Source organism: Bacteroidota bacterium, from assembly GCA_039111535.1.
Taxonomy (GTDB): Bacteria; Bacteroidota; Rhodothermia; order Rhodothermales; family JAHQVL01; genus JBCCIM01.
The window spans coordinates 1-26374 of record JBCCIM010000080.1 but is presented as its reverse complement, the minus strand read 5'-3'; the positions used below and the strand labels follow the sequence as shown (position 1 = coordinate 26374).

31 protein-coding genes are annotated in these 26374 nt (G+C 50.7%); 6 read left to right on the top strand and 25 right to left on the bottom strand.

Annotated elements, in window-relative coordinates:
- On the top strand, nt 1-2784 hold a 2784-nt coding region (locus tag AAF564_13590; protein ID MEM8486579.1), incomplete at its 5' end, for a PKD domain-containing protein.
- 100 nt (nt 2785-2884) lie between these two features.
- Here AAF564_13590 and AAF564_13585 read toward each other — a convergent pair.
- The 9 genes from AAF564_13585 to AAF564_13545 form a co-directional block, all read right to left on the bottom strand.
- Nucleotides 2885-3034 (bottom strand): hypothetical protein, encoded by a 150-nt coding sequence (locus AAF564_13585; protein MEM8486578.1) that lies wholly within the window; start codon nt 3032-3034, stop codon nt 2885-2887.
- A 45-nt stretch (nt 3035-3079) separates the two neighbouring features.
- Entirely contained in the window at nt 3080-3544 is a 465-nt protein-coding gene (locus AAF564_13580) for a GNAT family N-acetyltransferase (protein ID MEM8486577.1), read from the bottom strand.
- 73 nt (nt 3545-3617) lie between these two features.
- Complete coding sequence (locus AAF564_13575) at nt 3618-4100, bottom strand: YdeI/OmpD-associated family protein (protein ID MEM8486576.1); 483 nt, start codon at nt 4098-4100, stop codon at nt 3618-3620.
- 50 nt (nt 4101-4150) lie between these two features.
- Nucleotides 4151-4657 carry a peptidoglycan DD-metalloendopeptidase family protein gene (locus AAF564_13570; protein MEM8486575.1) on the bottom strand — a complete coding sequence of 169 codons (507 nt, stop codon included), beginning with the start codon at nt 4655-4657 and terminating at the stop codon, nt 4151-4153.
- Complete coding sequence (locus tag AAF564_13565; protein MEM8486574.1) at nt 4647-5099, bottom strand: SRPBCC family protein; 453 nt, start codon at nt 5097-5099, stop codon at nt 4647-4649. Before AAF564_13565 ends, AAF564_13570 begins: the two co-directional genes overlap by 11 nt.
- A 161-nt stretch (nt 5100-5260) precedes the next feature.
- Nucleotides 5261-6502: a serine hydrolase domain-containing protein gene (locus AAF564_13560; protein ID MEM8486573.1), complete on the bottom strand. Its 1242-nt coding sequence runs from the start codon at nt 6500-6502 to the stop codon at nt 5261-5263.
- Nucleotides 6503-6820: an antibiotic biosynthesis monooxygenase gene (locus tag AAF564_13555; GenBank protein MEM8486572.1), complete on the bottom strand. Its 318-nt coding sequence runs from the start codon at nt 6818-6820 to the stop codon at nt 6503-6505.
- A gap of 7 nt (nt 6821-6827) precedes the next feature.
- On the bottom strand, nt 6828-7214 hold the full coding sequence (locus AAF564_13550; GenBank protein MEM8486571.1) for a DUF6713 family protein: 387 nt from the start codon (nt 7212-7214) through the stop codon (nt 6828-6830).
- A 56-nt stretch (nt 7215-7270) separates the two neighbouring features.
- Nucleotides 7271-8173: a formylglycine-generating enzyme family protein gene (locus tag AAF564_13545; protein MEM8486570.1), complete on the bottom strand. Its 903-nt coding sequence runs from the start codon at nt 8171-8173 to the stop codon at nt 7271-7273.
- Between the two features lie 231 nt (nt 8174-8404).
- Between AAF564_13545 and AAF564_13540 the strand changes: the two genes are divergently transcribed.
- Nucleotides 8405-8863 (top strand): GNAT family N-acetyltransferase, encoded by a 459-nt coding sequence (locus AAF564_13540; GenBank protein MEM8486569.1) that lies wholly within the window; start codon nt 8405-8407, stop codon nt 8861-8863.
- Nucleotides 8864-8922: 59 nt separating this feature from the next.
- Here AAF564_13540 and bla read toward each other — a convergent pair whose 3' ends face one another.
- The 9 genes from bla to AAF564_13495 form a co-directional block, all read right to left on the bottom strand.
- Nucleotides 8923-10209, bottom strand: coding sequence for a subclass B3 metallo-beta-lactamase (gene bla / locus AAF564_13535; GenBank protein MEM8486568.1), 1287 nt, complete (start codon nt 10207-10209; stop codon nt 8923-8925).
- A gap of 131 nt (nt 10210-10340) precedes the next feature.
- Entirely contained in the window at nt 10341-10937 is a 597-nt protein-coding gene (locus AAF564_13530) for a hypothetical protein (protein ID MEM8486567.1), read from the bottom strand.
- Between the two features lie 131 nt (nt 10938-11068).
- Nucleotides 11069-12064, bottom strand: a complete 996-nt coding sequence (locus tag AAF564_13525; GenBank protein MEM8486566.1) for a metal-dependent hydrolase — start codon at nt 12062-12064, stop codon at nt 11069-11071.
- Between the two features lie 116 nt (nt 12065-12180).
- Entirely contained in the window at nt 12181-12783 is a 603-nt protein-coding gene (locus AAF564_13520) for a GyrI-like domain-containing protein (protein MEM8486565.1), read from the bottom strand.
- Nucleotides 12784-12892: 109 nt separating this feature from the next.
- Complete coding sequence (locus AAF564_13515) at nt 12893-13486, bottom strand: GNAT family N-acetyltransferase (GenBank protein MEM8486564.1); 594 nt, start codon at nt 13484-13486, stop codon at nt 12893-12895.
- A gap of 68 nt (nt 13487-13554) precedes the next feature.
- Nucleotides 13555-14070 (bottom strand): adenylate kinase, encoded by a 516-nt coding sequence (locus AAF564_13510; protein ID MEM8486563.1) that lies wholly within the window; start codon nt 14068-14070, stop codon nt 13555-13557.
- Between the two features lie 30 nt (nt 14071-14100).
- Nucleotides 14101-15267: an NAD(P)/FAD-dependent oxidoreductase gene (locus AAF564_13505; protein ID MEM8486562.1), complete on the bottom strand. Its 1167-nt coding sequence runs from the start codon at nt 15265-15267 to the stop codon at nt 14101-14103.
- A gap of 51 nt (nt 15268-15318) precedes the next feature.
- The gene (locus AAF564_13500) at nt 15319-15732 is read right to left on the bottom strand and encodes an EthD family reductase (GenBank protein ID MEM8486561.1); all 414 of its coding nucleotides are present in this window, start codon (nt 15730-15732) and stop codon (nt 15319-15321) included.
- 120 nt (nt 15733-15852) lie between these two features.
- Nucleotides 15853-16224 carry a VOC family protein gene (locus AAF564_13495; GenBank protein ID MEM8486560.1) on the bottom strand — a complete coding sequence of 124 codons (372 nt, stop codon included), beginning with the start codon at nt 16222-16224 and terminating at the stop codon, nt 15853-15855.
- Between the two features lie 231 nt (nt 16225-16455).
- Here AAF564_13495 and AAF564_13490 point away from each other — a divergent pair, with 231 nt between their 5' ends.
- A complete protein-coding gene (locus AAF564_13490) occupies nt 16456-18162 on the top strand; it encodes an FAD-dependent oxidoreductase (protein MEM8486559.1) in 1707 nt (568 codons plus the stop codon).
- A gap of 42 nt (nt 18163-18204) precedes the next feature.
- Here AAF564_13490 and AAF564_13485 read toward each other — a convergent pair whose 3' ends face one another.
- A complete protein-coding gene (locus AAF564_13485; GenBank protein MEM8486558.1) occupies nt 18205-19263 on the bottom strand; it encodes a GNAT family N-acetyltransferase in 1059 nt (352 codons plus the stop codon).
- A 280-nt stretch (nt 19264-19543) separates the two neighbouring features.
- Between AAF564_13485 and AAF564_13480 the strand changes: the two genes are divergently transcribed.
- Both AAF564_13480 and AAF564_13475 read left to right on the top strand, forming a co-directional pair.
- A complete protein-coding gene (locus tag AAF564_13480; protein MEM8486557.1) occupies nt 19544-20194 on the top strand; it encodes a type II CAAX endopeptidase family protein in 651 nt (216 codons plus the stop codon).
- Between the two features lie 58 nt (nt 20195-20252).
- A complete protein-coding gene (locus tag AAF564_13475) occupies nt 20253-20642 on the top strand; it encodes a nuclear transport factor 2 family protein (GenBank protein ID MEM8486556.1) in 390 nt (129 codons plus the stop codon).
- A 10-nt stretch (nt 20643-20652) separates the two neighbouring features.
- On the opposite strand, the gene AAF564_13470 is transcribed toward AAF564_13475, so the two are convergent.
- The 4 genes from AAF564_13470 to AAF564_13455 form a co-directional block, all read right to left on the bottom strand.
- On the bottom strand, nt 20653-21711 hold the full coding sequence (locus tag AAF564_13470) for a VCBS repeat-containing protein (protein ID MEM8486555.1): 1059 nt from the start codon (nt 21709-21711) through the stop codon (nt 20653-20655).
- A 193-nt stretch (nt 21712-21904) separates the two neighbouring features.
- The gene (locus AAF564_13465; GenBank protein ID MEM8486554.1) at nt 21905-22261 is read right to left on the bottom strand and encodes a hypothetical protein; all 357 of its coding nucleotides are present in this window, start codon (nt 22259-22261) and stop codon (nt 21905-21907) included.
- A gap of 89 nt (nt 22262-22350) precedes the next feature.
- Nucleotides 22351-22599: a hypothetical protein gene (locus AAF564_13460; GenBank protein ID MEM8486553.1), complete on the bottom strand. Its 249-nt coding sequence runs from the start codon at nt 22597-22599 to the stop codon at nt 22351-22353.
- Nucleotides 22600-22669: 70 nt separating this feature from the next.
- Entirely contained in the window at nt 22670-24025 is a 1356-nt protein-coding gene (locus tag AAF564_13455) for a Gfo/Idh/MocA family oxidoreductase (GenBank protein MEM8486552.1), read from the bottom strand.
- A 243-nt stretch (nt 24026-24268) separates the two neighbouring features.
- Here AAF564_13455 and AAF564_13450 point away from each other — a divergent pair, with 243 nt between their 5' ends.
- Nucleotides 24269-25042 (top strand): nuclear transport factor 2 family protein, encoded by a 774-nt coding sequence (locus AAF564_13450; GenBank protein MEM8486551.1) that lies wholly within the window; start codon nt 24269-24271, stop codon nt 25040-25042.
- Between the two features lie 23 nt (nt 25043-25065).
- Here the strand turns inward: AAF564_13450 and AAF564_13445 are convergent, their stop codons facing one another.
- On the bottom strand, nt 25066-25629 hold the full coding sequence (locus AAF564_13445) for a hypothetical protein (GenBank protein ID MEM8486550.1): 564 nt from the start codon (nt 25627-25629) through the stop codon (nt 25066-25068).
- 119 nt (nt 25630-25748) lie between these two features.
- Entirely contained in the window at nt 25749-26183 is a 435-nt protein-coding gene (locus AAF564_13440; protein MEM8486549.1) for an NUDIX hydrolase, read from the bottom strand.
- Nucleotides 26184-26374: the final 191 nt, after the last annotated feature.

The window sequence follows — 26374 nt, the reverse complement described above, 5'->3', positions numbered from 1 at the left end:
GTTGTTGTTCTCGATGATTTTGACATCTATGCCGCAGCCGGCAATGTTTGTGACACGGGTATCATGCACAGCACTACGCTGACCGCAGGAGATGCCACGTTGACAATCTCTATGCCGCTGGTAAACAACCGGCCTTCAACCATCGCTGCGATCGAGATTATTGAACTCGACGGCAGCACGGGTACAGGTCCAAAAACAGCACAGCTGGTATTTGACCACGACGGTACCAACGCCTCACAGACCGTTGATCTGACGGGTGAAGGCGTTGATGCTGGTGGCAACCAGGCGCCTGTTGCAGGCTTTACCTTCTCCACAGATGGATTGCTTGCCAGCTTCACTGATACCAGTACGGATAGCGATGGCACCATTGCCAGCCGTGACTGGGACTTCGGAGATGGCAACTCCTCTACAGGAGAAAATCCTGACAACCAGTACGCAGCAGATGGTACGTACACCGTTACGCTGACAGTCACTGACGATCAGGGTGCTACCGATTCAATCAGCCAGGATGTAACAGTAGCTGGTACCGGCACCTCAACACTCACAGCTTCACCGCTGGATGTTGACTTCGGCCAGGTACAGTTTGGCACCACGTCGAATCCTGTACCGGTTACGTTGACCAACAGCGGTCCGGTAGATGTAGACGTGACCAGCGTAACGCTGGAAGGTACAGATGCAAGTGAATTCGGACACGACTTCACAAGCACGATTACCGTACCAGCCGGTGCTACGTCAACGGTGAATGTTACCTTCTCGCCGACCTCTAATCTGCCTCCACCTCCGCCACTCGAAGATGTGACGATCTACCAGATCAACGCTGGTGGCGCAGTTGTAGGTGCCTTTACAGAGGATTCGGAAACAACACCGTCTGCCTTTGTGAATGATGCCAACACGCTGGTTGAAACGCATACAGACGCAATCACGCTGGACGCTTCTGTACCAGCCGGCACGCCAGTGGAAATCTTCCAGTCTGTACGCCGTGATGCAGCCAAGGCTGTACCGGATATGGAATGGACCTTCCCTGTAACGGCGGGCAATGACTACGAGGTACGGATGTACTTCTCTGAGAACTCACGCTGTTCAGTTGGCGGCCGTATCTTCGACGTCGTTGTTGAAGGCACGGTAGTTCTCGATGACTTCGACATCTTCGTTGAAAGTGGTAGCGTGTGTGATACAGGTATCATGCGCAGCACCACGCTTACAGCTGGAGATGCAGACATCAACATCAGCATGCCACTGGTTAACAGCCGGCCATCTACGATTGCTGCTATCGAAGTAATTGAACTTGATGGTGGTGGCACAATCGACGACGGTCTGCGCGCAGCTGAGCTGGTTATCGACCACACAGGAAGCAACCTGACACAGCGTGTTGATCTCGCTGGCCAGGGTGTTGAAAGTGGTGGCAACCAGACACCTGTTGCAGCCTTCACCTTCGAAGCTACCGACCTGAGCGTTGACTTTACCGACGCCAGTACGGACGACGGCACGATTGCCAGCTGGAGCTGGGATCTTGGTGACGGCAACGCGTCAACCGATCAGAACCCAACGCACGTTTATGCTGCAGCCGGTACCTATACGGTTGAACTGACGGTGACGGATGATGGCGGCCTGACGGGCACGACTTCACAGGATGTGACGGTTACGGAAGCCGGCGGCAACGTCGCGCCAACAGCAGCCTTCACGTTTGCCGCAACCGACCTGAGTGTCGACTTCACCGATGCCAGTACCGATAGCGATGGCACCATCGCCAGCTGGAGCTGGGATCTTGGTGACGGCAACACGTCAACCGACCAGAACCCAACGCACGTTTACGCTGCAGCTGGTACCTATACGGTTGAACTGACAGTAACGGATGATGGTGGCCTGACGGGTACGGCATCTCAAGATGTAACGGTTACCGTTGGTGGTGGCTCGGGTGCATTCACAGAGAGCGCCGGCCAGGTTGTGATGGAAGCTGAAAACTTCCACCAGAACATCGCTCGCGGTGACCACGTGTGGGTTGAGTCTACAGCCAATGCTGACTTCAGCGGCGCTGGCGCCATGCTTTCTGATCCTGACAACAATGTCACGATCAAGAAGAGCAGCGCGTCAACGAGCAGCCCTGAATTGATCTTTGATGTAGACTTTACCAATACCGGCTCCTACCTCGTTTGGGCGCGCGTATTTGCGCCGAACGTGCAGGGAAGCACGGTTCACCTGGGGCTGGATGATACAATCTCAGCCAGTAAAATGGAGACGACTACGTTCGGAGCCTGGACCTGGATTAACCTGAATACCAAAGGCGATGTCCAGTCGGTTAACGTCGGTACAGCTGGCGTCCATACCGTACACGTTTGGATGCGTTCAGATGGACTCAGTATCGATAAAATACTGTTGACCACAGACAATGCCTTTGTACCAACGGGTCAGGGTCCTGCTGAAAGCCCGCAGGCTGGTCCTGCAGTGGCAGGTCAGGAGCGTGGCATGGACATGCTGGACGCCACGGCTGAAGTTGTAGAACTTCCAGAAGTCTATGACCTGAAAGCCAACTACCCGAACCCGTTCAATCCAACTACCACAATCGCATTTGACCTCCCAGAGGCAAGCGACGTGCGGTTGGAAGTGTACGATATGATGGGACGCCGCGTAGCAACGCTGGTTAACGGCAGCATGGCCGCCGGCCGCTACGAATCAACATGGAACGCACGTGCAGATAACGGCGCTTCTGTTGCAAGTGGTGTGTACATCTACAGACTACGAGCAGGATCTTTTGAATCAGTGAAGCAGATGGTATTGATGAAGTAAGATTCGTGTAGGAAGAGACCGATCCGCTCTTAGCGAAAGCGCCCCGCTCAATGATGTTAACCATCAGCGAGCGGGGCGCTTTTTTTATAGCCGCAATTTGTTAGCTGCCCATAAAGGCAACATAGAGCAGGCCGGCTACGCCGAGTAGCAATACAATCAACAGTAATTTGAAACTATGCTGTGTGAATAAGCCAGATATGGCACCAAGGCCAGAGACAAAAAGCTCGGCAACAATCCCAAGAATATGCATTGGACTCAGGCTTAATTCGATAAGATCGCTAACAATACGAGGCAGTTAGGCAGGAGATTCAATCGGTAAATGCTGCAGTTTGACATACCGCAGAAACCCATCCTTGTCTGGTACATGTGCTGTTGCACGAAAGCCCGCTGCGAGGCAACACTGCTGCGCAGGAAGGTTGTCTTGTTCGACATAGCCTTCAAGGCCTTTTATCGTTACCAGTTCGGGCCGCTCAAACAGGGCGCCCAGGATTGCGCGGCCATATCCCTTGTTCTGCACTGCCGGGTTTACAACGAGCGCCACGCTGCCCAATCCGTTGATTTCTGTATCAACCTGGACGTGGCCTATGGTTTCAGAATCGTCGTACACCATCCATGCAAAAACGCCAGGTGTCGACCGGACATAGGTTAGCCATTGCAGCGTTGGGGGTTCAAGCCGACTAAATAGCGTAGAGTGGTCAAACCAGCGATCAAGGACTGGTATGCCAGATTCGTCCATTGCTTTGAAGGTAAGTGAAATCATCTGTGCAATGCGCTGCTCGAGTGTTACGTGAGAAATTTGTGCGGGTATTTTGAGGAGCAACGCACAAAAACGTTCAGGGCTTGTCCCGCCCAACAAATCGCTCTTTTCCCAGCAGAAAGTTAATGGCCCTTGTAACGTTTCGGTCTACGCTTTCTTCTGATTTTAATTGACCGATATACCGTACGATTTCTTTTTGCCTCGATGGCGCCATCTGTTCAAATACACGATAGGCTGCGTCATTTTTTGAAAGGGCTTTAACGAGTTTGGGATGTGGTTTGATGGTTCTGTCGCTTGGGTCGAACGCAATGGTTACGGCGATAACTTCACCGATACGTTTTGGCGACCGCGGGAGCATTTTCATGTTGATATAGAGCCGCCAGGCATCACTGTATTTTACGAGTGTCTGCTGGTAGGGTTTGCCATTAATGGTGCCACAAACCGGGATGGGGCCCTTGTTGCGATCTGCTTGCTGGAAAATATGCGCGAGCGTTGCCGGCGGTAGGAAAACAAAGGGATTCCCGACAATGATTTCCAATGTAGCATTGAATGTGTCCATGGCGATTTGCTAAGCGCCCCAGGTCAATAGCAAAGGGTCCCGGATATCGATTACTGTTTTCGCAACCACAAAGCAGGATCCATTTCCTGGCCTTGCTGAAAAATAGCAAAGAAGATCGCTTCGCCTTTGGGCTCAAGTTGTGATCCTGCGCTTGCGATGTACTGGCCGGCTTCAACCGTCACACCTTCGTTTACATACATTTCCGACAGGTTGCCGTACACCGTGGTATATTCACCGTGGCTGATGGTGATCAGATTGCCGTACTCTGGCATGACGTAAATGGACTCCACTTTACCGCCATGCACCGCGCTCACCACAGTAGTGCTCACTGTAGAAATAAGGATGCCCGGGTTAATGGCTTCGGTACCGTAAGTTGGATTGACCACCGTACCATACGGCTCAATAATATCGCCTTGCGCCGGCCAGGGAAGGTTGCCTTTTTGCGCCTGGAATGACCCTGCAGGTGCAGAAGGCGGTGATACCGTTGTGCACGACGTGATCAAAAAGATGACCACAAGCATGCATGCGCAATTGCGTACAAAATAATTATCCTGCATGTGCGTGTTTGGATTCACAATAAGCTTTGACTGCATCCATGTCTGCCACTACGCCTTTAACCACCATCCCGCGGATGAGTGGGGTCATTAGTTTGGCGAGCAGCTTGTGTGGTTTGATATCCATTTTCATTTCAAGCATAACTTTGCCTGCATCACTTGAAACGGTAAACATCGTGTCCCAAACAGTGCCACCCACGTCTGAGATCATGCGTACACGATCATTCTCTATGAAATCTGCAACCTCAAGTTCAATGGTTTGCTCGCGGCCATTCATCGAGCGCGTTTCAAGGAACCGGGTGCCTTTACCGACTTTCTGCTCCGTCAGGAATTCCACCTTTGCGATATGAGGTACAGCCTCACTGAAATTACGCACGTCTGAAACAGTTTGGAAGACCTCGTCGAGCGGTGCGTCAATGCGACGTATAATGTGAACTGGTTTCATGAGTCGACGGTTTTGATAAGCGTATATACCGGAATTGGGGGCGGGCCACATGCCCCTTAAAACTACAGGACACAGTGGATCAGTGCAAGGCAATTGCTACAAAGTTACTGCCGGCCCCGTCACATGCCGTTTTGTTTTGCACTGCTATGCCCAGTTGAAGGTTAGTCTATCCCCATTGCCTTTTGTGCCAGTCTAAGCCATTTTTGGGTTGTACCGTTCCTTCTCGATTGGGTGAAGTAGAGCAACAGGATTTGCTCTGAGGGGATTGCCACAGCCAATGTGCCATCTGATCCTGCATGACCAAATATAAGGGGATGCGTCTGGTATATTTCCCAATGAAACCCGTAATCCGCGTAGGCATCACGACCGTGTGATTTGAGTGCTTCCCTCACCAGATCTTCCGATAACAATCGTCCTTCAGCTAAATTTGTAGCAGGTAGCAATACCGTGTTGTTAGCCCAGATATCTAGCCAGCGGGCATAATCAAATGCTGTTGAAAGGATGCCTCCAGAAGCCCTGAAATAAGGGAAAACCTGTGCTTCTTCAGGCGTCCAATATTGCACCCATTCTCCATCTTCGTTTTTCTCGTATGTTGGATTCACCCGCGATGCCCAGGCCGCTCCTTTTGTATAGCCTATGTAAGTGTCTTGAAGCTGAAGAGGGTCAAGCAAGTGCTGCTGGATGTATGCTTCCAGCGATTTGCCAGCGCGTTTTGCAACGATCGATCCCAATGCAAAAGAGTTGATATCGCTGTAAATAAACTTATCGCCGGGTGTATGCTGAGGTCCCAGGCGCCCACTCTCGCGTGTAACAGAAGCGAGATCAGGGTATTGAGATGCCGGCTTTGGTGTCCCCCCTTGCTCAAATCCGCTGGTGTGTGTGAGTAACTGTTTAATAGTTATTTGTGCTGACTTTTTATTTTTCCAGGCAGGCAAAAATGCAGCGGCTTTTGATATTAAAGAGAGCTGGCCGTCTTGAATTAGCAGGAGTGCTGCAGCGCCCGTAAACGGCTTGGTCATCGAACGCAACCGATAAATGGTATTCCGTGACAGCGGAATGTTTGCTTCTCGATCACTCCAGCCCATTGCTTCATGGAGGATGATATGCCCATCTTTGATGACAAGCAGCTCAGCACCAACAATTTGGTCTTCTGATATCCATTTTAGTGTAGTGTCGCTGAGAGCTTGTAAGGTCTCTGTGTCCAGACCTACATCTTCAGCGTTTGCATAGGGATAGGGTGCAGGGAAGATTCCCGGGAAGGTCTTGGTATGGGGAATGGCGCCGGTGAAAGTTTGGTCTTGCTGCGAGTACCCTGCTGCACTGGCTATTGCAGGCAGTGCAAAGATCAGAACACACGTAAGAATAGTTGGATGAAATGGTAAAAGGAGCGCTTTCTTGGTCATCTAAAGATTGGTTGATACAACCTGGTAGTGTGATGCATGTTGATCCCATCGTTTCAGCACACGTTGTGCTTCTTCTGGAATGTAGGCACGTGTATAGTCTTCACCCTGAAAGTCAATCACATTTTGTAATGATTGAAATGTTAGGATCGTGATGAACTCGGTTTCTGTTTCATGATCTTGCCGGAGTACCTCGATGCCGGCATAGCCCGGAATCTGCTTCGCTACGATGCCTGGAATGACGACGTCATGCAGTACCGTGCTATACGCGTCGGCATTTTCGAGTGTTGTCCACCCGTGCCAGATTCGCTTAATTGCCATAGTCTTCTTAAGAGTAAAGCGTAAAAGTTAACAGCGCCATATGAATCGCCGAAAAAACTGCTGCGCCATAAATCAGCAGCTTCGAGTATGTTGGATGAAAGGCGTAGGCAGGATGGCCGGAGAGGCGCGCATGGAGTCCGGCATGAATTATCGCGAATACATCAATGCCAACTACTGTTGCAAATCGAACGGTTTCCTGGCTGTGTGTGCTCAACCATAGTAATAATACGAGTAAGGGAATATGGAGCAAAATGAAGGCTTGCCTTGCTGCCGACTCCTCCAGGTTGCGGAGATAGAAAAGCAGGCGCCACTCATGCTTGTGTACCGCATCTAATTCATGCGTCAGTAACAGGGAGACCACCAGGTAATACACGAGATCTATAAAATCTGTCACAACACTTGGAAATTGTCAGTCATAAAAACAAAGGTTGATGCGTCGTATTCAGTGTACTAATCCTGTAAGGATCGAGCGATGCGGAAGCCTATGTTGTAGCTTGTATAGCTCGGATGCAGCCGGTACCGATAACTGCTGCGGTTGGCAAAGGGCCAGGCGTCCATGGCGCCACCCCTGAGTGTTTTTAATTGCCTGGGAGCTGTTTTGTCGTCATAATTTGCAAACCAGCTGTCAGTCCATTCCCATACATTGCCCAGCATGTCGTAAAGTCCCAATGGACTGGGCGATTTGCCTCCGACTGCCCGTGTGTACCCTTCCGAGTGACCCGTGTAATACCACGCAATTTCATCCAGCACTTCATCCTGGCCTTCCTGCACAGTTAAATTGCCGGCAAAAGTATCTGTTGTTGTCCCGGCACGGGCGGCATATTCCCACTCTGCCTCTGTTGGCAATCGGTACCCGTCGGTGTCCGCAATGCGTGTGTAGCCTGTAACCGGATCTATTTGATAGGCCGGCTCAAACCCGTCAAGACGTGACAGCCGATTGCAAAACCGTACTGCATCATACCAGGAGATTTGTTCTACCGGTTTATTCTGTGCGCGGTTGTAGCTCGGATTGTAACCCATTATGGCTTCAAACTGAGCCTGCGTTACTTCAAAGATACCCAGGGCAAAAGGGGCAACGTTTACATCCTGCACCGGCGTTTCCGCGCGTTCTCCGTTGGCTGCTCCTGTGTTGCCCATACTGAATGTGCCACCAGGTACCTGTACCATGGCGAGTTGGATGGTATGGGAAAACGAGCGCTGCGCATCCTGGGCATGGCTCACTGCATGCAAAGGAAATAGCGATATAAAAAGTACCGCAACCGCTGTACAGGTGTGTTGAATTTGCATTGATTCCGGGTTAGTGCCGAAGGCGGCGTGTTGTATGGTCAGCCGGCGGAGGGCAGCAATATACATCCTTTGCAAACCGGGATGATACATAGCTGCCTGAAGATGTTTTTGGAGAAACTATCGCATGCATGTTCTGTAGCAAACTTTCACCAATTCCAATAGCTTTTCTTATACAGTTTTTATGACCGCGCAGTAGGGCCACGGCCCGCATCCGTTGCTTGTACCAGGCGAAGACAGCAGTCATTCGCACTGGATAGTAGTGTCTTTTGAAATTAGCAACCTGTGAGGTTAATCATAGTGACTATTCGAATTCCAAAACGGTCCGACCTTCCTGCTATCTCACGTATTCTTGATGAGACGGCCTTGTTTCCCCCGGAAATACTGGATGAAATGATTGCGCCTTTCTTCGACGACGCGGAGCAACCCGAAAAGTGGTTTGTCTGTGAAGACGGTGAGGGTGGTGTTGTCGGATTTGCGTATTGTCGACCTGAGCCCTTAACCGTTGGGACCTGGAATCTGCTAGCCATTGGCGTACATCCTGCACATCAGGGGCGGAAGTTGGGTGCCGCGCTGATGCGGCATACCGAGCAAGCACTCGCCGGCGAACGTTTGTTGTTGGTAGAGACATCGAGTCTGGACAGTTTTGCTCGAACACGCGCATTCTACATCAGGTGTGGCTACGACCTGGTCGCCACGATTCCCGGGTATTGGGAAGCGGGAGACGACAAAGTCATTTTCAGCAAAAGTCTGGAATAAGAATGACAAAAGGGATGTACCAACCCATACTGGTGCATCCCTTTAATATTGGTGCGTGTTTACTGGCCGCCGGCAGCTTCCGCTTCCTGCTGAATCCGTTTTGCAAGGCGTGCCCTTGCGTTGGTGGCATACTGTTTACACGCTTGCGTGTCGATGAGGCCTTCGGGCCCTTTTGTCAACCGGTCCCATAAGGCAGATGCGCCGGGGTGTGTGGTGATCAGGATGTCGCAGGGTAATTGCTCAAGGATGCTGTGCCCATGTTTGAAGTCGCTAATAGCTGTTGGGTAGGCCTCTGAGTCGGTAAACCGAAAACCCTCAGCAGACACCGGGGTCTGGCTATCGCCGTAGACCACATCAACGCACCGCGTATCATCACAGGATTGCCACGACCAACTGGTGCCCCCGGGTGTATGGCCGGCTGTTGCATGTGACCTGATGCCAAGCCCGCCAACATACAACGTGTCACCCGGTGTGAAGCGCTTGACCCGGGGTACCGCCGGGAAGTCGAGATGCACCCTGTATTGTGGATCATCGGGTCCGGCGCTGCCACTTTCCAGTACGGATGCGCTTTTGGGGCTCGCTGCCACGCGTGCACCAGTTGCTTGCTGGATAGCAGCAATGCCGCCGGCGTGGTCGTAGTGCGCATGGGAATTGAGAATCAATTTAATCTCACGCGGCTCAAAACCAAGGGAGCGAATGCTGTCGAGGATCAAGGGCGCTGAGTCTGGCAGGGCACCGTCAATCAGGATGTGCCCATCTGGTGAAGTAATAAGAATGGCGCTGAGCCCTCGCGTGCCAACATAGTAGCTGTTTTTGTGGATGAGAAACGGTTGCTGTGGCGCATTCCAACCTTTACAATTGCTGCATAGCGAATCGGGGTAGGGTTGCGTCAAAGGATCATCGGGATAAGTTTGCCAGAGTACGTTGATGACTTTCCACCGGCCATCCTGTTTGGCCAAATTGAGGTAGTCGATGCCCCATGCCGCGCTCAATTTGACGACTGCTATTTGGTCGAGTAAATCCAGAATCTCAATCACCTTGGGCGCAGTTTCCGGGTCGACGTGGCCATCGGCATTGTACCGCTGGCTTCCCCGGTACAATTGTTCATAGGTACGGGGTACTTCCCGGTAGCCATCTTCCGACTGCACATATCCCACCTTGGCAAGCTGTCTGGAAACGCTCTGTGCTATGCGCTCGGGCTGAACCAGGTAAAACCCTTCTACATAATCAAGCACGGCCTGCTCCACTGCCTCTCTGTCTGTAGCGGACTGGGCATGGGCATTGTTTATCAAGTATGGGGTTAGGACAACGATCAGGTAAACAAAGAATGAAGTACGCGTGAGCATATTGGTGCAGGAATGATAGGTGTTCTAGGTGCCAACCAGGCTATTGAGCAGGTAAGACGGGGTACCATGTATCGTTATGCGTGTTTCTTATCCTTGTGAAACAGATAGACGGTGTATTGCTGGTCTAAACATCAGTCTATGAGTTTATCAATAACTTTCATCCAGTCAGGAATGCAATTGTCCTGGGCAGACTTGTAATCAAGCCCTTGAAATTTTTCTTCCCGGTATGCAATTGTTTTTATTGTCCCCAGGGTAAACATCGTTTCTGGATAAAACGATTTGGGCCAGCCTTCATAGTATTGACTTCGCATTGCATGCTTAATCGATGCAAGGTCGGCATCTGAATATACTACATCAGATTGCCTGCACGTGATCTCTGGCCATTCGTCTTTCGGTAGTTTATTGGGATTAAACCTTGTATGACAATTAAACCGTTCCCCCCCAAACGTGATCACCTTTGCACGAGCTTCGTCACCAATATCCGAATAAGAATACCTGCTGATTATTAGAAAAACATCTGCTGAATCGGGCATGGCATGTTGTTCAGAGGGCTTATGTGTAGCGGGAAATGGCACAAATCCCATCACAAAGCTGCTGCTTCGGCACTTATTTTCATCTATGCGTGGGCTTGCTGCGCGTTGTGGTGTTTCGGGAACGGACTCTAGCGTTGGGTAACATCCCAAGCATGTAGCCATGATGAAAAGCGTGATAGGCCAGTTCTTTTTCATGCTTCTGGGGGCCTTTGGGCGTAAGAACCACACGAATACTTGCGGCATGTCATGCCCTCGTTGCGGAGGTACGACACTATATCTTACGTTAACGCATCGCAGCGCTGCTGAACGACATCGAATGTTGTGCTTCATTCGAAAAGCATGGCAAGAAAGGCTTTCCGTTCCCCGGCAGACAACGAGCGATAGGTATCAAACGAGACGTGTTCATTTGGCGCATCAAGGTTCAACGTGATGCCCCAAAGCGGACGGGTACTGGTTGGTAACATGGCGTAGCGTACATCACCCAAAACATTGGGTTGATCGGGGTGCCACGCAAGGAAGCCGTCAGAGAAAACAGCAAACCGCTGGATGTCGTCATAGAGCGTGGTCTGCGCTGACAGCCGAGGCAGGTCACGGCTGACATCAAATACGTCCACCATATCCCCTTTGAAAACCCGGCTTTGGTTCGGCAGCCCAACGCGCACAGCATCCACATAATACATGCCCTCTGATTGATAGACCGAACGCCACAGGACCAGATTACCCATTGTGGGCTTAACAATCAGCCGCTCAACAGTGTGTCCTGTTTCCGCAGCTTCAGCGCGTGCGAGTGATGCCGCCCGGTGTTGCTGCATGACACCCAGCAACAGATAAGCGCCGGCGAAGGCCAGTCCAATTTTTGCTACGCCCGGTTTGTGTTTTACAAGGCCAATGCCAAGGGCCAGTAGCAAGCCCAAAGAGAACAACGGATCAAAGATGGAAATGATACTCCAGGCGGTGCGGACGTCGCTAAAAGGCCACAACAGGTGGGTGCCGTAGCTGGTGCAGGCATCAAGTATCCCGGCGGTGGCGTATCCGAGAAGCGCGTAGAAATAGATGCGTTTAAAGGCCAGCCGCTTTTTTAAAAAAGGCCAGAGCAGCAGGGAGGCAACGAGTGCGCCTATGGGGATAAAGGCCAGGGCAGGGGTAAAGTGTCGGTGGTTCTCAAGAAACAAGAGCGGGTCTTCAGCCGAACGCAGGAGGGTGTCTGCATCCGCAAGGAGGGGCGCGCAAAAGCCAACCAGTGAGGCCAGTTGCAGTTCATCGCGCTTTGCGCCGGCCTGCGCTACGGTAGCGCCGAGTAATCCTTGTGTGATGAGGTCCATTTTAGGTGGCTGAGAGGAGAGGGGATTGCGTGTTTGATTGGTTAGTAGGATAAAAGTACAAGGTAGAAAGACGGGAACTGAGGATAAAAAAACAACGCTGCCCGTCCCACTGCAATTCATTGCATAGGTTGCCTGATGATTGTCTTCCAGTTCTCCGGGGCTGCCCGTCGGATATCTGACAGGTATATCTCGTGGTGCTTACCGCTCAGGCTGCGGCCGCTGTCTTGAATGAATGCGTGAACCCTTTCGATGGTTGGTCCTTCTTCGGCAAACGGGCCCACGTGTAGGATCTGTGCCGACAAGCCTTCTTTAAAAGATTCAAATGACAGGTTGTCAATTGCAGCCAGTTGCTTCTTCTCCTTTACATGTCCGATTGCAGCTTTGACCAGGTCGGTGTCTACAAGCGGGGGTTGCATAATCATCATGATCCACCGCCAATTGGCTTTGTTGTCGTTGACAAAGTCAGCCATGTCATCCGCCCACCACAAGCCCTCCAGCGGCAGTACACCGTAGTCCGTGCCGGCCTTCTTTACCATGAACTTGATGGTGTACGAAACGGAATACAATGCTTCAACGGCTGCCACATAGGGTGGAGCGCCCGGTTCACCTTTGCCTTCTACCCTCAAGAAGTTCATTGCCGGGACATCCACTTCAACCACTTGTTTTGCAGAAGCGCGGTAGTAAGTTTTGAGTTCTTTTTTATGGTCAATTTTAGCCATGACAACTGCTGTTTGTAGTGGCAAGTCTTTTGTGTTATTCAATGCGAAGAAGCGGCTCCTCTATGACAACTGTATGGCATCAACTTAAATTTTGCTGAATGCTTGTTGACTATGCCACTTTATAGATCATGGTAGTTGCAGCGCTAAACCCTAGCAGTCCCTTTAGGAATCTGAAATGCACTATTTCGGTTGCCTTAAAGCCATGGCGTTCATACAGTTGCCTGGCCCGCGGATTGGTATCGATTACGTCCAGCCTTATTTGCTGATAGCCGTGCTCTTTTGCATAAGCTTTTAATTCGTTGAGTAAAGTGGAGCCGATGCCATGTCCCCGGGCCTCGGCCGCCACTGCGATGCCATCCATGAGCAACTCGGTTGCCTGTGCTTCCCTTTCGAATAGACTGAAAATCAGGGTTGCCCTGAGGCCTCGCATGAGTCCCAATTCTTTGAATAACATCTTAATCGTAATGCCTTTTGTTAAGGAGCCTTGTGGCGTCTGAAAACCAGCCAGGCCAACAAGTTTTCCACTGGCCACGGCAGTAACTGCATAGGGGAGTAGCAAGGCCTTCGAGAGCAGGGCAATCCGCTGATTGGTGTCTTTGATTGCCACGGAGAATTTAGCACCAAACGCCTGGTCGTACAGCAGGGCGGCTTGGGACCTGAGCGATTCAGTCAATCCAAACTGGTATTGAAGGTCTGTAGTCATGCTATATCTTTTCGGAAACACAACGGTGCTTGTAGCGAAGCCATAAGAAACACAAACTGGTGGCCGGCTCAAAATCCGAATCGGGTACTCAACGCATTGAGGAGTAGTGTGCGTTCTTTTTTGCTGGATATCCGATGGATCTCTTTATCCGGAAAGTCCATGAGATACCCTGGGTAAGCTGTGCGCTTCTTACCATGCGACCGGAAGCCATGCCATAGCCCAGCGCAAGCTCGCCTAAAGCTCATCCGTTTTCCCGTCCAGGGAGAAGCATCTGAAAGCCACCAGCGCATATTTCTAAAGAAAAGGCGGTAGAGCACAAGCGGTAGGCCATAATCCAGCCAGACAATAATGTCTACCGCGCGCCATACCTGTTCACGGCTTGAAGCAAAATTCCCATCGAGCACATAGTTTTCTGCCTCGAAATCTATAGCCGCCAGTACCGTTTCGGTTGGAACGACGGACCAGTCGCTGTTCCAGTATAAGGCATCTGTGTTGATGTAAGGGAGCCTACAAGCTGATGCAATTTGTTTTGCCAGCGTGGATTTACCGCTACCGCTACATCCTATTATCAAAATACGGGGCATTCAGGTGCGGGTTAGCAGGGTGTAGCCGGCTCAGCTCCTCAAAATCTCTTGCACGGCCCTGGCAGCGGATCGTGTGGCTGTATGAACGCTACTCCAATCCTCCCCATCAGTATAAGATGTGCCGGCAAAGTACAGGCGGTTATTGACGTTTTGGCCCAGCGTACGTACCGTGCGCCAGTTTTCATGATCAACAACATATGCCCCGTTTGCAAACGGATCAGTGTTCCAGTTCTGAAAAATGTGTTTTATGTAATTGGGTGAAGCCTGGCCGTCGAATAGTTCGTCCAATTCGTTGAGCATGTAGGCAATCAGTTCGTCGTTGTTTAAGTCGACATAGGGTTTTGTCCCGGTACCTACAGCAAACAACCCCAGTACGTGCTCGGTGGTGTCCTGGCCGTAAGCGGCGTCATAGTAGAGTTTCTGGCCTGCCGTCTCGGGGATTATTTCGAAAGCAATGGCTGTAGGGTAAAACTTCTCGGTAAAAGCAATGAATGCCTTGCATCCATCCCATACGCGTACAGCATCGATGGCTTCCTGTTTGTCATCGGGTAATGCCGGCGTGAAGGTGATCGCGCCGTTTTGGAGCAGTTTGACGGGAGCCATGACAATTACCCGGTCTGCCGTATAGGTCGTGTTTTCTGTAGCGACACTAACCGTTTCGGTTGTGTAATCTATCGTCTCGACCACGGCATCATAGGTGACCTGCTGTGCAACAGCGGGGAAGATATATTGCTCGAAGAAATCAAACCAGGTGGCATTGATAAACTTGCTGTCTTCATTGAAGCCAATGTCCGGCATTGACACCCGCTCTCCTTCATACAAGGCGTAATCCACGCTCGTGTCGTACTGCGTTGTGGCAATATCAACTTGTAATGCCTCATCGTTGACAATTTCATCAAGAATGTTGGCATTGACGTGAATCCATTCTGCGCCTAGCGGAATGGGGAAGTTGGCAAAGGTGGTGGTGCGCTTCATACGGCCCCCGAATCCGGAGGAGGCTTCCAGAATTTGGAACGCTATGCCTTGTTGTTGAAGGAGGTAGCCGGCTGTAAGGCCGGCTGCGCCGGCGCCAACGATAATTACATTGTTAACTTCCCGCGCCAGCGCGTCCGTTTCGCCGCATGCGGATACAGCGCCAGCAACGGGCAAACTTAGCCCGAGCATCTGGCACATCTGTACAAACTCCCGTCGGTTCATGTCATACTTGAATTAATAAATGCGAGCCACCGATACGACATGTACCGGAGTCTAGGGGGTGTCACTCCCAATCATAACAATGGGAGCTCCCCCTGAAGAAATGCGAACAGCATCAGCCGCCACTTCACCCAGGCTGCTTCTGGCTTGCTGGAGGGCTTCTGCTGACGAATAATGCATTGTAAAGAGTTGATAGTAAGGAGGTGGGCCATCCGGCGTTGGCGCAAACCTGGTTACGGTGTACGGAAGGGGCGCATCTTCCGCGATATTGGCTTTCTCATGAAGGAGCTTGAGATGCTCAACGTAGTCAAGCTCGAATTTTTCCACATCGGTCGGCTGCGGGTAAAGGACCATCAACTTCACGGCTGACGCCATGTTACCATCAGGTGCCGACTTTGTCGCTGCGCAGCCTGCGAGTAAAACGACGGACAAAAGAAGATACGGGGCAGCCAGGTTCATTTTTTTCATCAGATTTTGGGATTGAATAACAGCCGGCCGCTAAGTGTGGTTTTATGCTCAGAAAGTAATCCGGGTCCCTGAGAAGCGCAAGGCATTCCCGCGTACTTTTACCTCGACCCATCAGCACCACTAAACATGCTGGTCCACAAGGATCGGATTACCATCAGGATCTACAACAGTAAAACTGGCTGGTCCCGTGGTGGTCTCGTCTGCCTCCGTCACAAACTGTACACCCGCTGCCTTCAAGTTGCGTTGCAACGCGCGGATATCAGTGAAGGCGTCGAGATTTTGTGCCTGCTGGTTCCAGCCTGGATTGAAAGTCATGATGTTTTTCTCGAACATGCCCTGAAACAGACCGATGACGTGGTCGCCATTGCGCAGGATCAGCCAGTTTTGGGAGGCATCTCCAGCAAAAGGTTCGAAGCCAAACTTTTTATAAAAAGCCGCTGAAGCTTCAAGGTCTTTGACGGCAAGGCTGATGGAAAAAGCACCGAGTTGCATAATTTTGAGTCTGTTTAAAGGTGATACTTCCGAGGATCGTTGATTTGCGATGTAATGCCGGCTGCAGACATGTCAGGCGGCTAAAAGCTATGCGACGCTTCCACCCAACGCAAGAAAACGATGCGAAATAAGGCTAAACGGGGCGTCTTGAGCTGTTGCGGAGCATGATGCGCCCTTATTTGTTAACTTCGGGCATCTGTAGATTTATTCGCTGCATTCCAGCGAAATACCATGAAGTTTGTCAGTACACAGCTTTCCTACTTCTTCAGCGACAACCAGGTCCGGCGTAATGTACGCGCTCTGCTGAAGTATGTAGCATTCGTGTTGGTGGTTGTTGTGGTTTTTGCCGAAGTATTCCACCTGATTATGGTACACGTGGAAGGGCAGGATCATTCGTGGTTCACTGGCCTGTACTGGACGCTGACCGTGATGAGTACGCTGGGCTTTGGCGATATCACTTTTCAGAGCGACCTTGGGCGTGTTTTTAGCATGTTAGTGCTGCTTTCCGGCATCGTGTTGCTGTTGATTGTGTTGCCCTTTGCTTTCATTCGCTTTTTTTATGCGCCCTGGCTGGAGGCGCAGATTCGGTTGCGTGCACCACAGCACGTTCCTGCCGGCACAACCGGGCATGTCATCCTCTGCGCTTACGACATGATTACCCCCGGCCTGATTGAACGGCTGAAGCAGGCAGATATCCCATACTTCGTTCTTGAGCCTGATCCAATGCTTGCCTCAAACCGGTACCTCGATGGGGTTTCGGTGATTATGGGGGAGGTGGACAACAGAGAAACCTATGAGGCTTTACAACTCGATAAAGCCCGCATGGTGTTTGTTAACAGAGAGGATACCGTTAACACCAACATTATTCTTACGGTGCGGCAGGTGGCACCCGAGGTGCCCATCGTCGCAACTGCCGGCAAAAAAGGGTCGATCGATGTATTGCAACTCAGCGGGGCCAACCACGTGCTCTGTCTGAAGAAATTCCTGGGTGAGCAGCTTGCCAGCCGGGTCACCGCATCGCATGCCCATGCACACATCATCGGCAAGTATCGGGACCTCATGATTGCTGAGTTGCCATTGCACCGAACCCCGTTGGCCGGTCGCACGGTTCGGGAGACGCGCCTGCGTGAGTTTACCGGTATCAGCATCGTAGGTGTTTGGGAGTACGGCCGGATGAAGCCGGCCCGGCCTGAGATGGAACTCTCCCATGCCAGTGTACTGGTTGTGATCGGCACAGCAGCGCAGCTCCAGGAGCTCGACGACATGCTCGTGATCTATAACGTAAACGACAACCCGGTGGTCATCATCGGTGGTGGGGTCGTTGGAACGGCGGCTGCAGAGGCCCTCAAACGACAAGGCATTCCAGTTCATATGGTAGAGCAGGATCCGGCGCTGTGCGAACGCGCTGGCCGCAACTGCCAGGCCGTTTTTTCTGGAGATGCAGCAGACTATGAATTGCTTACACAGGCGGGCATCATGGAGGCCCCGTCGGTGCTGCTTACCACCAATGACGACGCGATGAACATTTATCTGGCCTCCTACTGCCGTAACCTGAATCCGGAGTTGCGGGTGGTCAGCCGTATTTCACACGAGCGCAACCTGGAGGCGATCCACCGCGCCGGCGCTAACCTTGTGTTGAGCTATGCCTCGCTTGGTATGGAGGCGGTGTTCTCAATTTTGCAAGGCAAGGAGCTGATCATGCTGGGAGAGGGTGTCGACCTGTTTTCGATGGCGCTGCCCCGGTCGCTTCACGGCAAGCCACTCGTAGAGACCCGCATCGGCGAACGCACCGGATTGAACGTGATCGCCATGCAACACAACGGCGAGGTCCGCACAGACATGTCGGCTTCGACTGTGCTGGTTGCAGGTGCTGAGCTCCTCATGTTAGGCAGCAGCAAGCAACGCCAGGAATTTGTGGAGGTCTTTGGGAAGCATTAGTTCGCATGCATCCGTAATGTTCTGACAATGGAACGCGTTTGATCAAGTTGCTTTTTCATCCGCGACTGAGTCTTCGCTTTCGTCTGCTGTACAGATCCGCATGTGAAAATGGGTGTCTGTTCTTTTGTATTCCTCGAATCCCATTCGATTGTAAAGGCGGTATGCTTTTGTGTTTTTGAGTCCAAGTGAGAGATACACATCTTTTCTCAAAGACTGGGCCTTGGCAATGGTGTCTTTTAAAATTGCAGTGCCCAATCCTTGGCGCTGGTATTGGGGCAAAACCTGGATCTCTTCAATGGTCAATCGATCGGCAGATTCGATGCGTTGGATCATCCCAACATCTGTCTGTCCGGCTTGAATAATAAGGCAATTGCCTTTTGACAAGAAGCCGGCAAAATGCCGCTTGTGCCGGGCTTCATCCCATGCGCCCCACGTTGCAATAAACAAGTCCCGGTAGGCCTGTTTGCGCAGGTCTTCAAGCCAGTCATGATCGCCTGAATTTGCCATTCTTAGGGCATAGTCCATGGTGATGTCTCTTTGTTCACGTGGGAGGGAAGCGTGCGTTTTCCATTCAGAAGATAACATCCCATAGATCGCATGGTCTACAAATCGATTGGTAATCCAATGTGATGCCCTTCGCATGCCTTCGAGTTTGAAACCCAGACGCTCTGGAACAGCGCGACTTTTTGTGTTTTCGACACCACATTGCATTTCTATGCGATGAAGTCCCACCTCGTTGAATAAATAGTCGATTGTTTTTGCGGAAGCACGCGTTGCCAGTCCTTGCCCTGTGAATGCTTCTCCAAGCCAATACCCGATCTCTGCATTGCTGTTTTCGGGGTGAATATACCAGCACACGACGGCGCCGGCGAGCGCGCCACTAGACCATATCCCGCAAAGAAAGCCGTTGCCCTGTTGTAGTCTGGTTTGAAATTGTTCGATAAAGCCGCTGACATCAGCACGGGTTTGGATGGCTGATGACCACCGTAGCCAGCGATCAAGGTGTTCGCGGTTTGCTGTGATAAGTTTATAGGTAGCCGCTACATGGCTGGAATCTAAAGGTTCGAGGTGTGTGGTTTGATCGAGCGCGCGGTAGATCATCAGACATCATGGCTAGTGGCAGACACGATAATAGCCGCTTTGCGCAATGGTTCAGTAACAAAGGAATCGGATGAGCGAAATCAACAAGAAGAGGTAGGAATACGCCTAATTTTTCCTGAAATTCGAGCCGCTGGGGGGAATACTGAAAATTTCCGCAAAATATCCCGTAGAAGCGCGTGAAGTAACTGCTCCATCATGCAAAGCGCGTCGTGCCGGCGCAGCTTGTTATGGTTCACCAAAGCTATTTTGCCGCTACCTCAGTACCGGCCCAGAACAATCCATGAAGCCCCTTCAAATTTTATATAGCCTGCTTGCTATTGCAGCGATAGTGGTATTCCCGCACCTGGGTTTAATTCCCAACTTTGGATATACCATCCCGCTGCTTCTTGTCGTTTGGCTTGTGCTTAAACAAAACGGAGAGAAATTCTCAGATATCGGTTTTCGTTTTAAGCCTTTAACGCTAAAGGCAGTCCTGATCGGAAGCGGCGCAGCGGTAGCCATTTTGAGCATTATGCAAGGGCTCGTATTTCCACTGCTGGAGCTTTTTGTTGAATTGGAAGAAGAAGATTTGGGCCTTTACGACATTATCCGCGAAAACAAAATTCAACTCCTCATTATGATTGTTATGGGGTGGTTGATCGGTGGGTTTTATGAAGAAATTGTCTTTCATGGATTCATTTTTACCCGGCTGGAAAAGATGATTCCCGGTCAGTATACAACCGTGTTGAGCTTTGTTATCGCATGTTTACTGTTTGGCGCTTACCATCTTCAAATGGGTGCCGCCGGCGCATTCAATGCGCTTGTGGTTGGGATGGTGTACCAGGGCTTGTTTTTGTATTTCAAGCGTGATTTATGGGCATCCATTATCTGTCATGGGGTGTACAATACCCTGGTTATGACGCTGATCCATTTGGGCTATTTGTTGTCGTAAGACACAGCGGCTTGTCTGGCAGTAAACCCTCGTTTTCACTTATTAATTTAGTAGCGTTATGGAAAATACCCTCGGACATCAAACATTTGATGATTGGCTCACCCGCTATGGACACGCGTGGGAGAAAGGGGATGCTGATGCTGTGGTAAACTTATTTGCTTCAGATGGGCGCTACTACGAAACGCCGTTCGATGAACCGATGGTCGGCTCCGACGCCATCCGCTCGTATTGGCAGGAAGGAGCATCGGATGCCCAGGAAGAGGTCACTTTTAGCTTCACGATACTCTCGTGGGACAATAACACGGGCATCGCACATTGGCGGGCCGAGTTCAAGCGCGTGCCTTCGGGGATACATGTGGATCTGGATGGGATCCTTTTGGCAGCATTTTCACCCGATGGGCGGTGTACGCTATTCAAAGAATGGTGGCACCGGACGGAGGCCGGCTGATCATGACTGTTTAGTTGGAATGGCTCCCTAAAAACAGCACATCAGAAGCATCAGATCGCGCTGACACGATATCAACAATACCATCGTTGTCAATGTCGCCAACGCCGAATCCATAAGTGGTCCCTGAACTATCACCAAACGAAACGTTCTGTAAACTGTCTCCAAGATTGAAGAACGCGGTGGACGGGGCATTGCGATAGCCCACTAAAAGGTCTTGCCGGCCGTCGCCGTTAAGATCCGCCTGGTCGAGGGCATAGGGCCTGTTGGCACCCCGGTCGATTTGCCGGCCGGCTTCAAATTGCAGGTCGGATGTTTGAAGAAATGCCAACGTCAAGTTTTTCCGGTCGTCGATGGCAACCAGATCGAGGTAGTTGTCCGTATTTAAGTCCAATGCGATCGCTGATCTGAAGGAAGCATCTGCAGGTCCAAAATCAACGGTGCCAGAGAAACTACCAGTGCCGTCACCGAAATAGATACGGCTTTGTCCAACGTCACGGTAGGGGACGACCAGGTCAGGGTTTCCATCCCCATTGATGTCTGCCACCGAAATCGTTGTGGCCGGCCCCGAGGATATAGACGTACACGACAATGCTAGCATAACGTCTGAGTTATTCAAACAGACAAAATTGTTGCCTGTAGAAGTAGTGTCTCGGTTCGCGACAACTACATCGGGCTTGCCGTCCAGGTTTAAGTCTGCCACCGTGCTGTTGCGGGTTGGCCACGACGGATCGCCGAACACAACGCGTTCCGTAAATTGGCCTGTGCCATCATTCAGTAAAACATAGTTAGGGTCGGGTCGGTCGTTAGACACCACCATGTCGAGGCCGCCGTCGCCGTCCATGTCGGCAACAGAGAGCGAATATGTGCGATCCTGAGGGTTGGACAGGGTATCCACGGTCGTAAACCCACCGGATGCATCTCCGCGAAAGAGCAAGTTGGGGCCGGGCCAGTGCCGGCCTATCGCGAGCAGGATTTCGTTGCTGCCGTCCCCGTCGATATCTGCTACCTCAGCATTGGCTGATCGCCGGGGTTCTGCCTCCAGCACAATGGCTGTGTTGTATTCAACCAACGTAGGGGCAGGAGAGGGTTGGCATGCACTAAGCAGTAAGATTGGTGCGAAAAAGGTAATTAACTGCGGCCGGTTCATGTAAACTAACCCTGTAGTATATGATTGAGGCAACAAGGTACGACGGACAGGTGCAGAACAGTTTGATGCATAATTGGTGTGGTTTTGAAGAAGCAGTATGCCTGCTTTTTTACTGCTACTGCACGTTTGCCTGCTTATACAAGCCCCATACCCGTCGCCCGGCTATAAATTGGGCTGCGCCCGCGACCAGGCCAAACAGGGTCGCCAACCCTATAGCAACAAACAGAACCATAAATAGGCAAAACGCAAAGAGCAAGGCACCGGACACCATGTTGATTTTAGCTATCTTGATGGCCTTTACAACCTGCTCGACAATTTTTCCCGTTGCAAGTCTGGAGCCGCCTGTTTCCTCCATCAACTGATTCCTGATTTCCAAAGCGGAGTGGCCTTGTTTGAGCCGCGTGGCAATCAGGTTAAATCCCTTGGGATCCGGGAATAAATAATGTTCGATAAGATTCTGGAAGAATGACATGTGCTGTACGTTTAGGCGTTGTAAATAAGTGCATTCGGCAACCTGAGAAGCTGTATACCGGTTGCTGCACCGCTTGGAAATGGTTGACCTTACTTTATATCGCGCGCCTGAACTTCTTGCTCCAAAGTCTGGGCCTTTTTTCCGTTTCTGAAGGCAAAATAGACAAATATCAATGGGAAAACGGTTGCAAAGCCTGGCCCATTCCTTACCGCACTGTAGACTGCAATGCCAATAAAGATGCCGATAAGAAACGCATTAAATGTTTTGCTTGTTTTTACCTTTTTTTGTTCTTGAAGTAATACTTCGTCTGTTAAACCAGCTAATTCTTCCCGGGTCATTTCTTTAGGGTCGGTTAATGGAAGTTTGGCGGCTGTTCGCACCCTTGCTAAACAGCCGCCACCCCTCTTTCTACTTTCCAGGCAATGTCCATCCATTGTGATACTGCGTATTCATTAACGCATTGGCTTCTGCGTCCGCTCCAAAGTTACCCCTGGCAGCATCCCAATACACCTTGCGGCCTGTTTTGTAGGCAATGTTGCCCATGTGGCCATTTGATGCGGCAATTTTGCCGGCCACAACATCAGCTGCCAAAATACCCGGGTTATTGGTTTGCATGGCCTCGATGAAATTACGCGCGTGTGCCTCTACATACTCGCTGAATCCGCCGGCCGGCTGATTGGGCAGTGACTCCATTTTATACCGGGCAACGCCATCTACAAACTCTTTTTCTGGGAGGACTTTCCAGCCTTGCCTGCTCAATGCCAGCGTGCCGTTATTTCCGATGAACGCAATCCCTTCTGTGGTCCCGAAATTTCCAACGTCTATGCCTGTTGCGTGCTCCCACAGCAAGTTGAAATTGTCATACTCAAAAACCGATTGCAGGGTGTCAGGCGTCTCTGAGGCATCATCGGGGTAAGCCAGCTTACCGCCGGAAGCTGTGATTGATTTAGGCGCTGTTGCCTGCATGATTTGTAATGCGATGTCAATTTCGTGAACGCCCCAATCTACTTGCATGCCTCCCGAATAATCCCAAAACCACCGGTAGTTAAAGTGGAATCGATTCGGATTGAAGGCGCGTTTGGGCGCAGGGCCCAGCCACAGGTCGTAGTCGACGCCTGGCGGTGGGTTGCTGTCTGGTTTGACAAGGATCGGTTTCATCCAGCCCTGATAGGCCCAAACCTTAACAAGGCGAATTTGCCCCAGCTTGCCGGAGTGTACATAGTCCATGGCAGACTTATAATGCCGCGCGCTGCGTTGCCACTGGCCAACCTGCACAATTTTGCCTGTGCGCTCGACTGCATCCACCATGATATTGCATTCCTGAATGGAATTTGCCAGCGGCTTTTCCACATAGACGTGCTTGCCAGCCTCAACTGCATCCACCATCATTTTGCAGTGCCAGTGATCGGGGGTGGCTATGATAACCGCATCGATACTATCGTCATCCAGCAGCTTGCGATAATCTTTGTACAACGCCGGCTTTTTACCCTGTACATCTTCAGCATTCTTTGCCCGTCGATCCAGTACACTTTGATCTACATCACATAAAGCAGTACACTCAACTTCGTCGATGTTCAAGAGGATGCGCATATTGGTCCAGCCCATGCCGTTACAACCGATTACGCCAAAGCGAATCCGGTCGCTGGCAGCAACGCTGCTTCGTTTGCGCCTTTCGGCAACGACTTCGGAGGGAATAAAGGTGAACATGCCGGCTGCCCCACCAAGTGCGGCCCGCTGCAGGAAGTTTCGTCTGGAGGATTTCATATCTCGTGCTGGTTACTATGCAAAAGCAGGAGCTGCAAGATACTGTTTTTGCAAAATACAGTTTAAGTGGGGCAGGGTTTTGTTAATATGCTACTTGCTCAGCTGCACTATCTATGGCATCTCGTGCCAGATATATTTCTCCGTTGCTTTGTAGTTCGTGACGGCTTTTCTTAGGATTGTACCTGCTACCCACACGATCGTATTGGACTGGTAGTGCTCGCCTCACCCTCTCTTGAATCCCTCATGATTATTCGTACCTACAAACATGTATTCTGGCTGGTTGTCTGCACCCTCATGACAACGCCCGTGCTAGGACAAACGGCACCGGCATTATTTCAGGAAATTGCCCGCATGGACAGCTTGTTTTTTGAAGCACTCAACGGATGCGACTTGCCAAAGTATGAAGCATTTCTGACCGAGGACTATGAGGGGTATCACGACAAGGCGGGGTTAACTACACCCAGAGATAGAGAAATGGCAGATATGGAAATCTTTTGTGGAGAGCAACGCAGGAGACAGCCGCTTAGAAGAGCGTTGATAGCCGGCACAATGGAAGTTTATCCGCTTCACAATTATGGTGCAATTGAAAGCGGCCAACAGGTCTTCTATCTCCAAATAAATGATGGTACAGAAAAACTGGTAGGGCAGGCCAGGTTCACATTTGTATGGAAGAAAGAAGGGGATACATGGAAGCTATCGAGGGTGCTGAGTTATGATCATCAACCCCTCGGAGAAATTGAGCTCGATGTACAGACTTTGAGCCTTTACGAGGGCAATTTTAAGGCGTCTGACCGCATTGTGAACATCAAAAGGGAAGGCAGAATCCTGAGGGTCAGCGATATTAAAGAAGGAGAAGTGGTATGGAGCGCTGAATTACTGCCAGAGGCGGAGCACTTATTCTATTTGCATTATGAGAACGTGCAGGCAGAATTTGTGTTCGAAGAGGGGAAGCTTGTAAAACACGTCTACTACGCTAACGGAGAATTCCAGGAAGAAGTCTTTAAAATAGAGGAGTAAATTTGTCCCATCATCGGGCACATTCATGTTTTAGGCGGCGTGTTCTTCCATTCATCGTAACGGGCTAAAAAACCTGATGCCATGTTGTCTTGATGGTAATTCGACAGAAATAAGGCTACAACTTTTCTTTGCCGCGCCATGCGCCCAACGGCATAGGCAAAATTGAATTTTATATCCTCGAAATCGACGAGGTCGCGCCTGATGAAGTGTTCAAGCCGAGAGATCGACTCGAAGTACACAATCATGCAATCCCGGATATATTTTTCAGTCTTAGTAAACTTTAGGTTTTTTGTTCTAAGGGCGTGCATCACCATATCTGAATCTATTCGCACACGTTCACCATCCTCCAGTTGGTATTCGCGCGCGTTCCAGGCCAAAAGATGATGTGCTGCGTTGAACTGATCTTTATCCTCGTACGCGGCGACAATTTCTTTGGCAAGCTTCGCCTTCTTCCATTTTAGTTCCAGCGTCCTTTGTTGTCGATTTAGTTTGAGCTCATGGAGTGCCCGATAGGCAGCTATAACGCCGGCGCCAATGGCTACAGTCCACGAAATGATTTCGATTAAGTCTTTTGCGAGGGGATCCAATGTCTTTTTTGTTCAATGAAAAATATCATCTTTTACTGCTGGAAGTACTACGGCTTGACCAAAGTCTGCCGGACTAAACCAAGTTACAAAAGATGCCTCACACCTGGACATCTTCAACGCTACACCGATTTTGGGAAAGCAAGTCCTAGTCCAGCTATAGTCAGGTCGACTAAAGGTAAAGCATTTGCTTCTTCGATCGAGCACCATTTGCATAGATCTGTGCTGCCATCGACTTCGTTAGTGAGTACGCCACCGAGGTTTTGTGCAAAGTAGATGATTCGAATGAGGTGCAGGGCTTGATCATTGCGATCAATGTGGCGGGAGTCTATCCCGGCTAGTTTGATTGGCCGCACAGTTAGGCCCGTTTCTTCGTGAACTTCTCGGATCATTGCTTTTGCCGGATCTTCTCCAAACTCGATTCCCCCTCCCGGAAGTGACCACTTGCCGGCATGTTTAGGGATTTGATCGGAGAGCCGGCACAGTAGAATTTTGTCATCGTTGTGTACGAGGCCATACGCAGCCACGCGGGTGATCTGAGCCATCTTGGTACGCATAAGAATCAGGGGTTAACCATCATGGTAGCTAAACACTGATTCAAAGCTACAAGACACAGCCTGCTAGAGCAAGGTTCGGAGCCATACGCTCGAGGCCGGATACTGCGCCTTGTTTTACGTACGTTTTTTCCACAGAGAATAATAGCCTGAAGTTCTTTCTTTTGGTTAGCTCTTAATCCCGAATTAGCTGC

Coding starts and splice junctions, on each gene's coding strand:
- AAF564_13450 (MEM8486551.1), top strand. CDS start 24,269: ATGATTATTCGTACCTACAAACATGTATTCTGGCTGGTTGTCTGCACC.
- AAF564_13455 (MEM8486552.1), bottom strand. CDS start 24,025: ATGAAATCCTCCAGACGAAACTTCCTGCAGCGGGCCGCACTTGGTGGG.
- AAF564_13585 (MEM8486578.1), bottom strand. CDS start 3,034: ATGCATATTCTTGGGATTGTTGCCGAGCTTTTTGTCTCTGGCCTTGGT.
- AAF564_13475 (MEM8486556.1), top strand. CDS start 20,253: ATGGAAAATACCCTCGGACATCAAACATTTGATGATTGGCTCACCCGC.
- AAF564_13460 (MEM8486553.1), bottom strand. CDS start 22,599: ATGACCCGGGAAGAATTAGCTGGTTTAACAGACGAAGTATTACTTCAA.
- AAF564_13500 (MEM8486561.1), bottom strand. CDS start 15,732: ATGAAAAAAATGAACCTGGCTGCCCCGTATCTTCTTTTGTCCGTCGTT.
- AAF564_13525 (MEM8486566.1), bottom strand. CDS start 12,064: ATGGACCTCATCACACAAGGATTACTCGGCGCTACCGTAGCGCAGGCC.
- AAF564_13575 (MEM8486576.1), bottom strand. CDS start 4,100: ATGGACACATTCAATGCTACATTGGAAATCATTGTCGGGAATCCCTTT.
- bla (MEM8486568.1), bottom strand. CDS start 10,209: ATGCTCACGCGTACTTCATTCTTTGTTTACCTGATCGTTGTCCTAACC.
- AAF564_13510 (MEM8486563.1), bottom strand. CDS start 14,070: ATGCCCCGTATTTTGATAATAGGATGTAGCGGTAGCGGTAAATCCACG.
- AAF564_13490 (MEM8486559.1), top strand. CDS start 16,456: ATGAAGTTTGTCAGTACACAGCTTTCCTACTTCTTCAGCGACAACCAG.
- AAF564_13530 (MEM8486567.1), bottom strand. CDS start 10,937: ATGAAAAAGAACTGGCCTATCACGCTTTTCATCATGGCTACATGCTTG.
- AAF564_13565 (MEM8486574.1), bottom strand. CDS start 5,099: ATGAAACCAGTTCACATTATACGTCGCATTGACGCACCGCTCGACGAG.
- AAF564_13580 (MEM8486577.1), bottom strand. CDS start 3,544: ATGATTTCACTTACCTTCAAAGCAATGGACGAATCTGGCATACCAGTC.
- AAF564_13520 (MEM8486565.1), bottom strand. CDS start 12,783: ATGGCTAAAATTGACCATAAAAAAGAACTCAAAACTTACTACCGCGCT.
- AAF564_13570 (MEM8486575.1), bottom strand. CDS start 4,657: ATGCAGGATAATTATTTTGTACGCAATTGCGCATGCATGCTTGTGGTC.
- AAF564_13465 (MEM8486554.1), bottom strand. CDS start 22,261: ATGTCATTCTTCCAGAATCTTATCGAACATTATTTATTCCCGGATCCC.
- AAF564_13505 (MEM8486562.1), bottom strand. CDS start 15,267: ATGAACCGACGGGAGTTTGTACAGATGTGCCAGATGCTCGGGCTAAGT.
- AAF564_13485 (MEM8486558.1), bottom strand. CDS start 19,263: ATGATCTACCGCGCGCTCGATCAAACCACACACCTCGAACCTTTAGAT.
- AAF564_13545 (MEM8486570.1), bottom strand. CDS start 8,173: ATGTATATTGCTGCCCTCCGCCGGCTGACCATACAACACGCCGCCTTC.
- AAF564_13555 (MEM8486572.1), bottom strand. CDS start 6,820: ATGGCAATTAAGCGAATCTGGCACGGGTGGACAACACTCGAAAATGCC.
- AAF564_13495 (MEM8486560.1), bottom strand. CDS start 16,224: ATGCAACTCGGTGCTTTTTCCATCAGCCTTGCCGTCAAAGACCTTGAA.
- AAF564_13560 (MEM8486573.1), bottom strand. CDS start 6,502: ATGACCAAGAAAGCGCTCCTTTTACCATTTCATCCAACTATTCTTACG.
- AAF564_13480 (MEM8486557.1), top strand. CDS start 19,544: ATGAAGCCCCTTCAAATTTTATATAGCCTGCTTGCTATTGCAGCGATA.
- AAF564_13440 (MEM8486549.1), bottom strand. CDS start 26,183: ATGCGTACCAAGATGGCTCAGATCACCCGCGTGGCTGCGTATGGCCTC.
- AAF564_13515 (MEM8486564.1), bottom strand. CDS start 13,486: ATGACTACAGACCTTCAATACCAGTTTGGATTGACTGAATCGCTCAGG.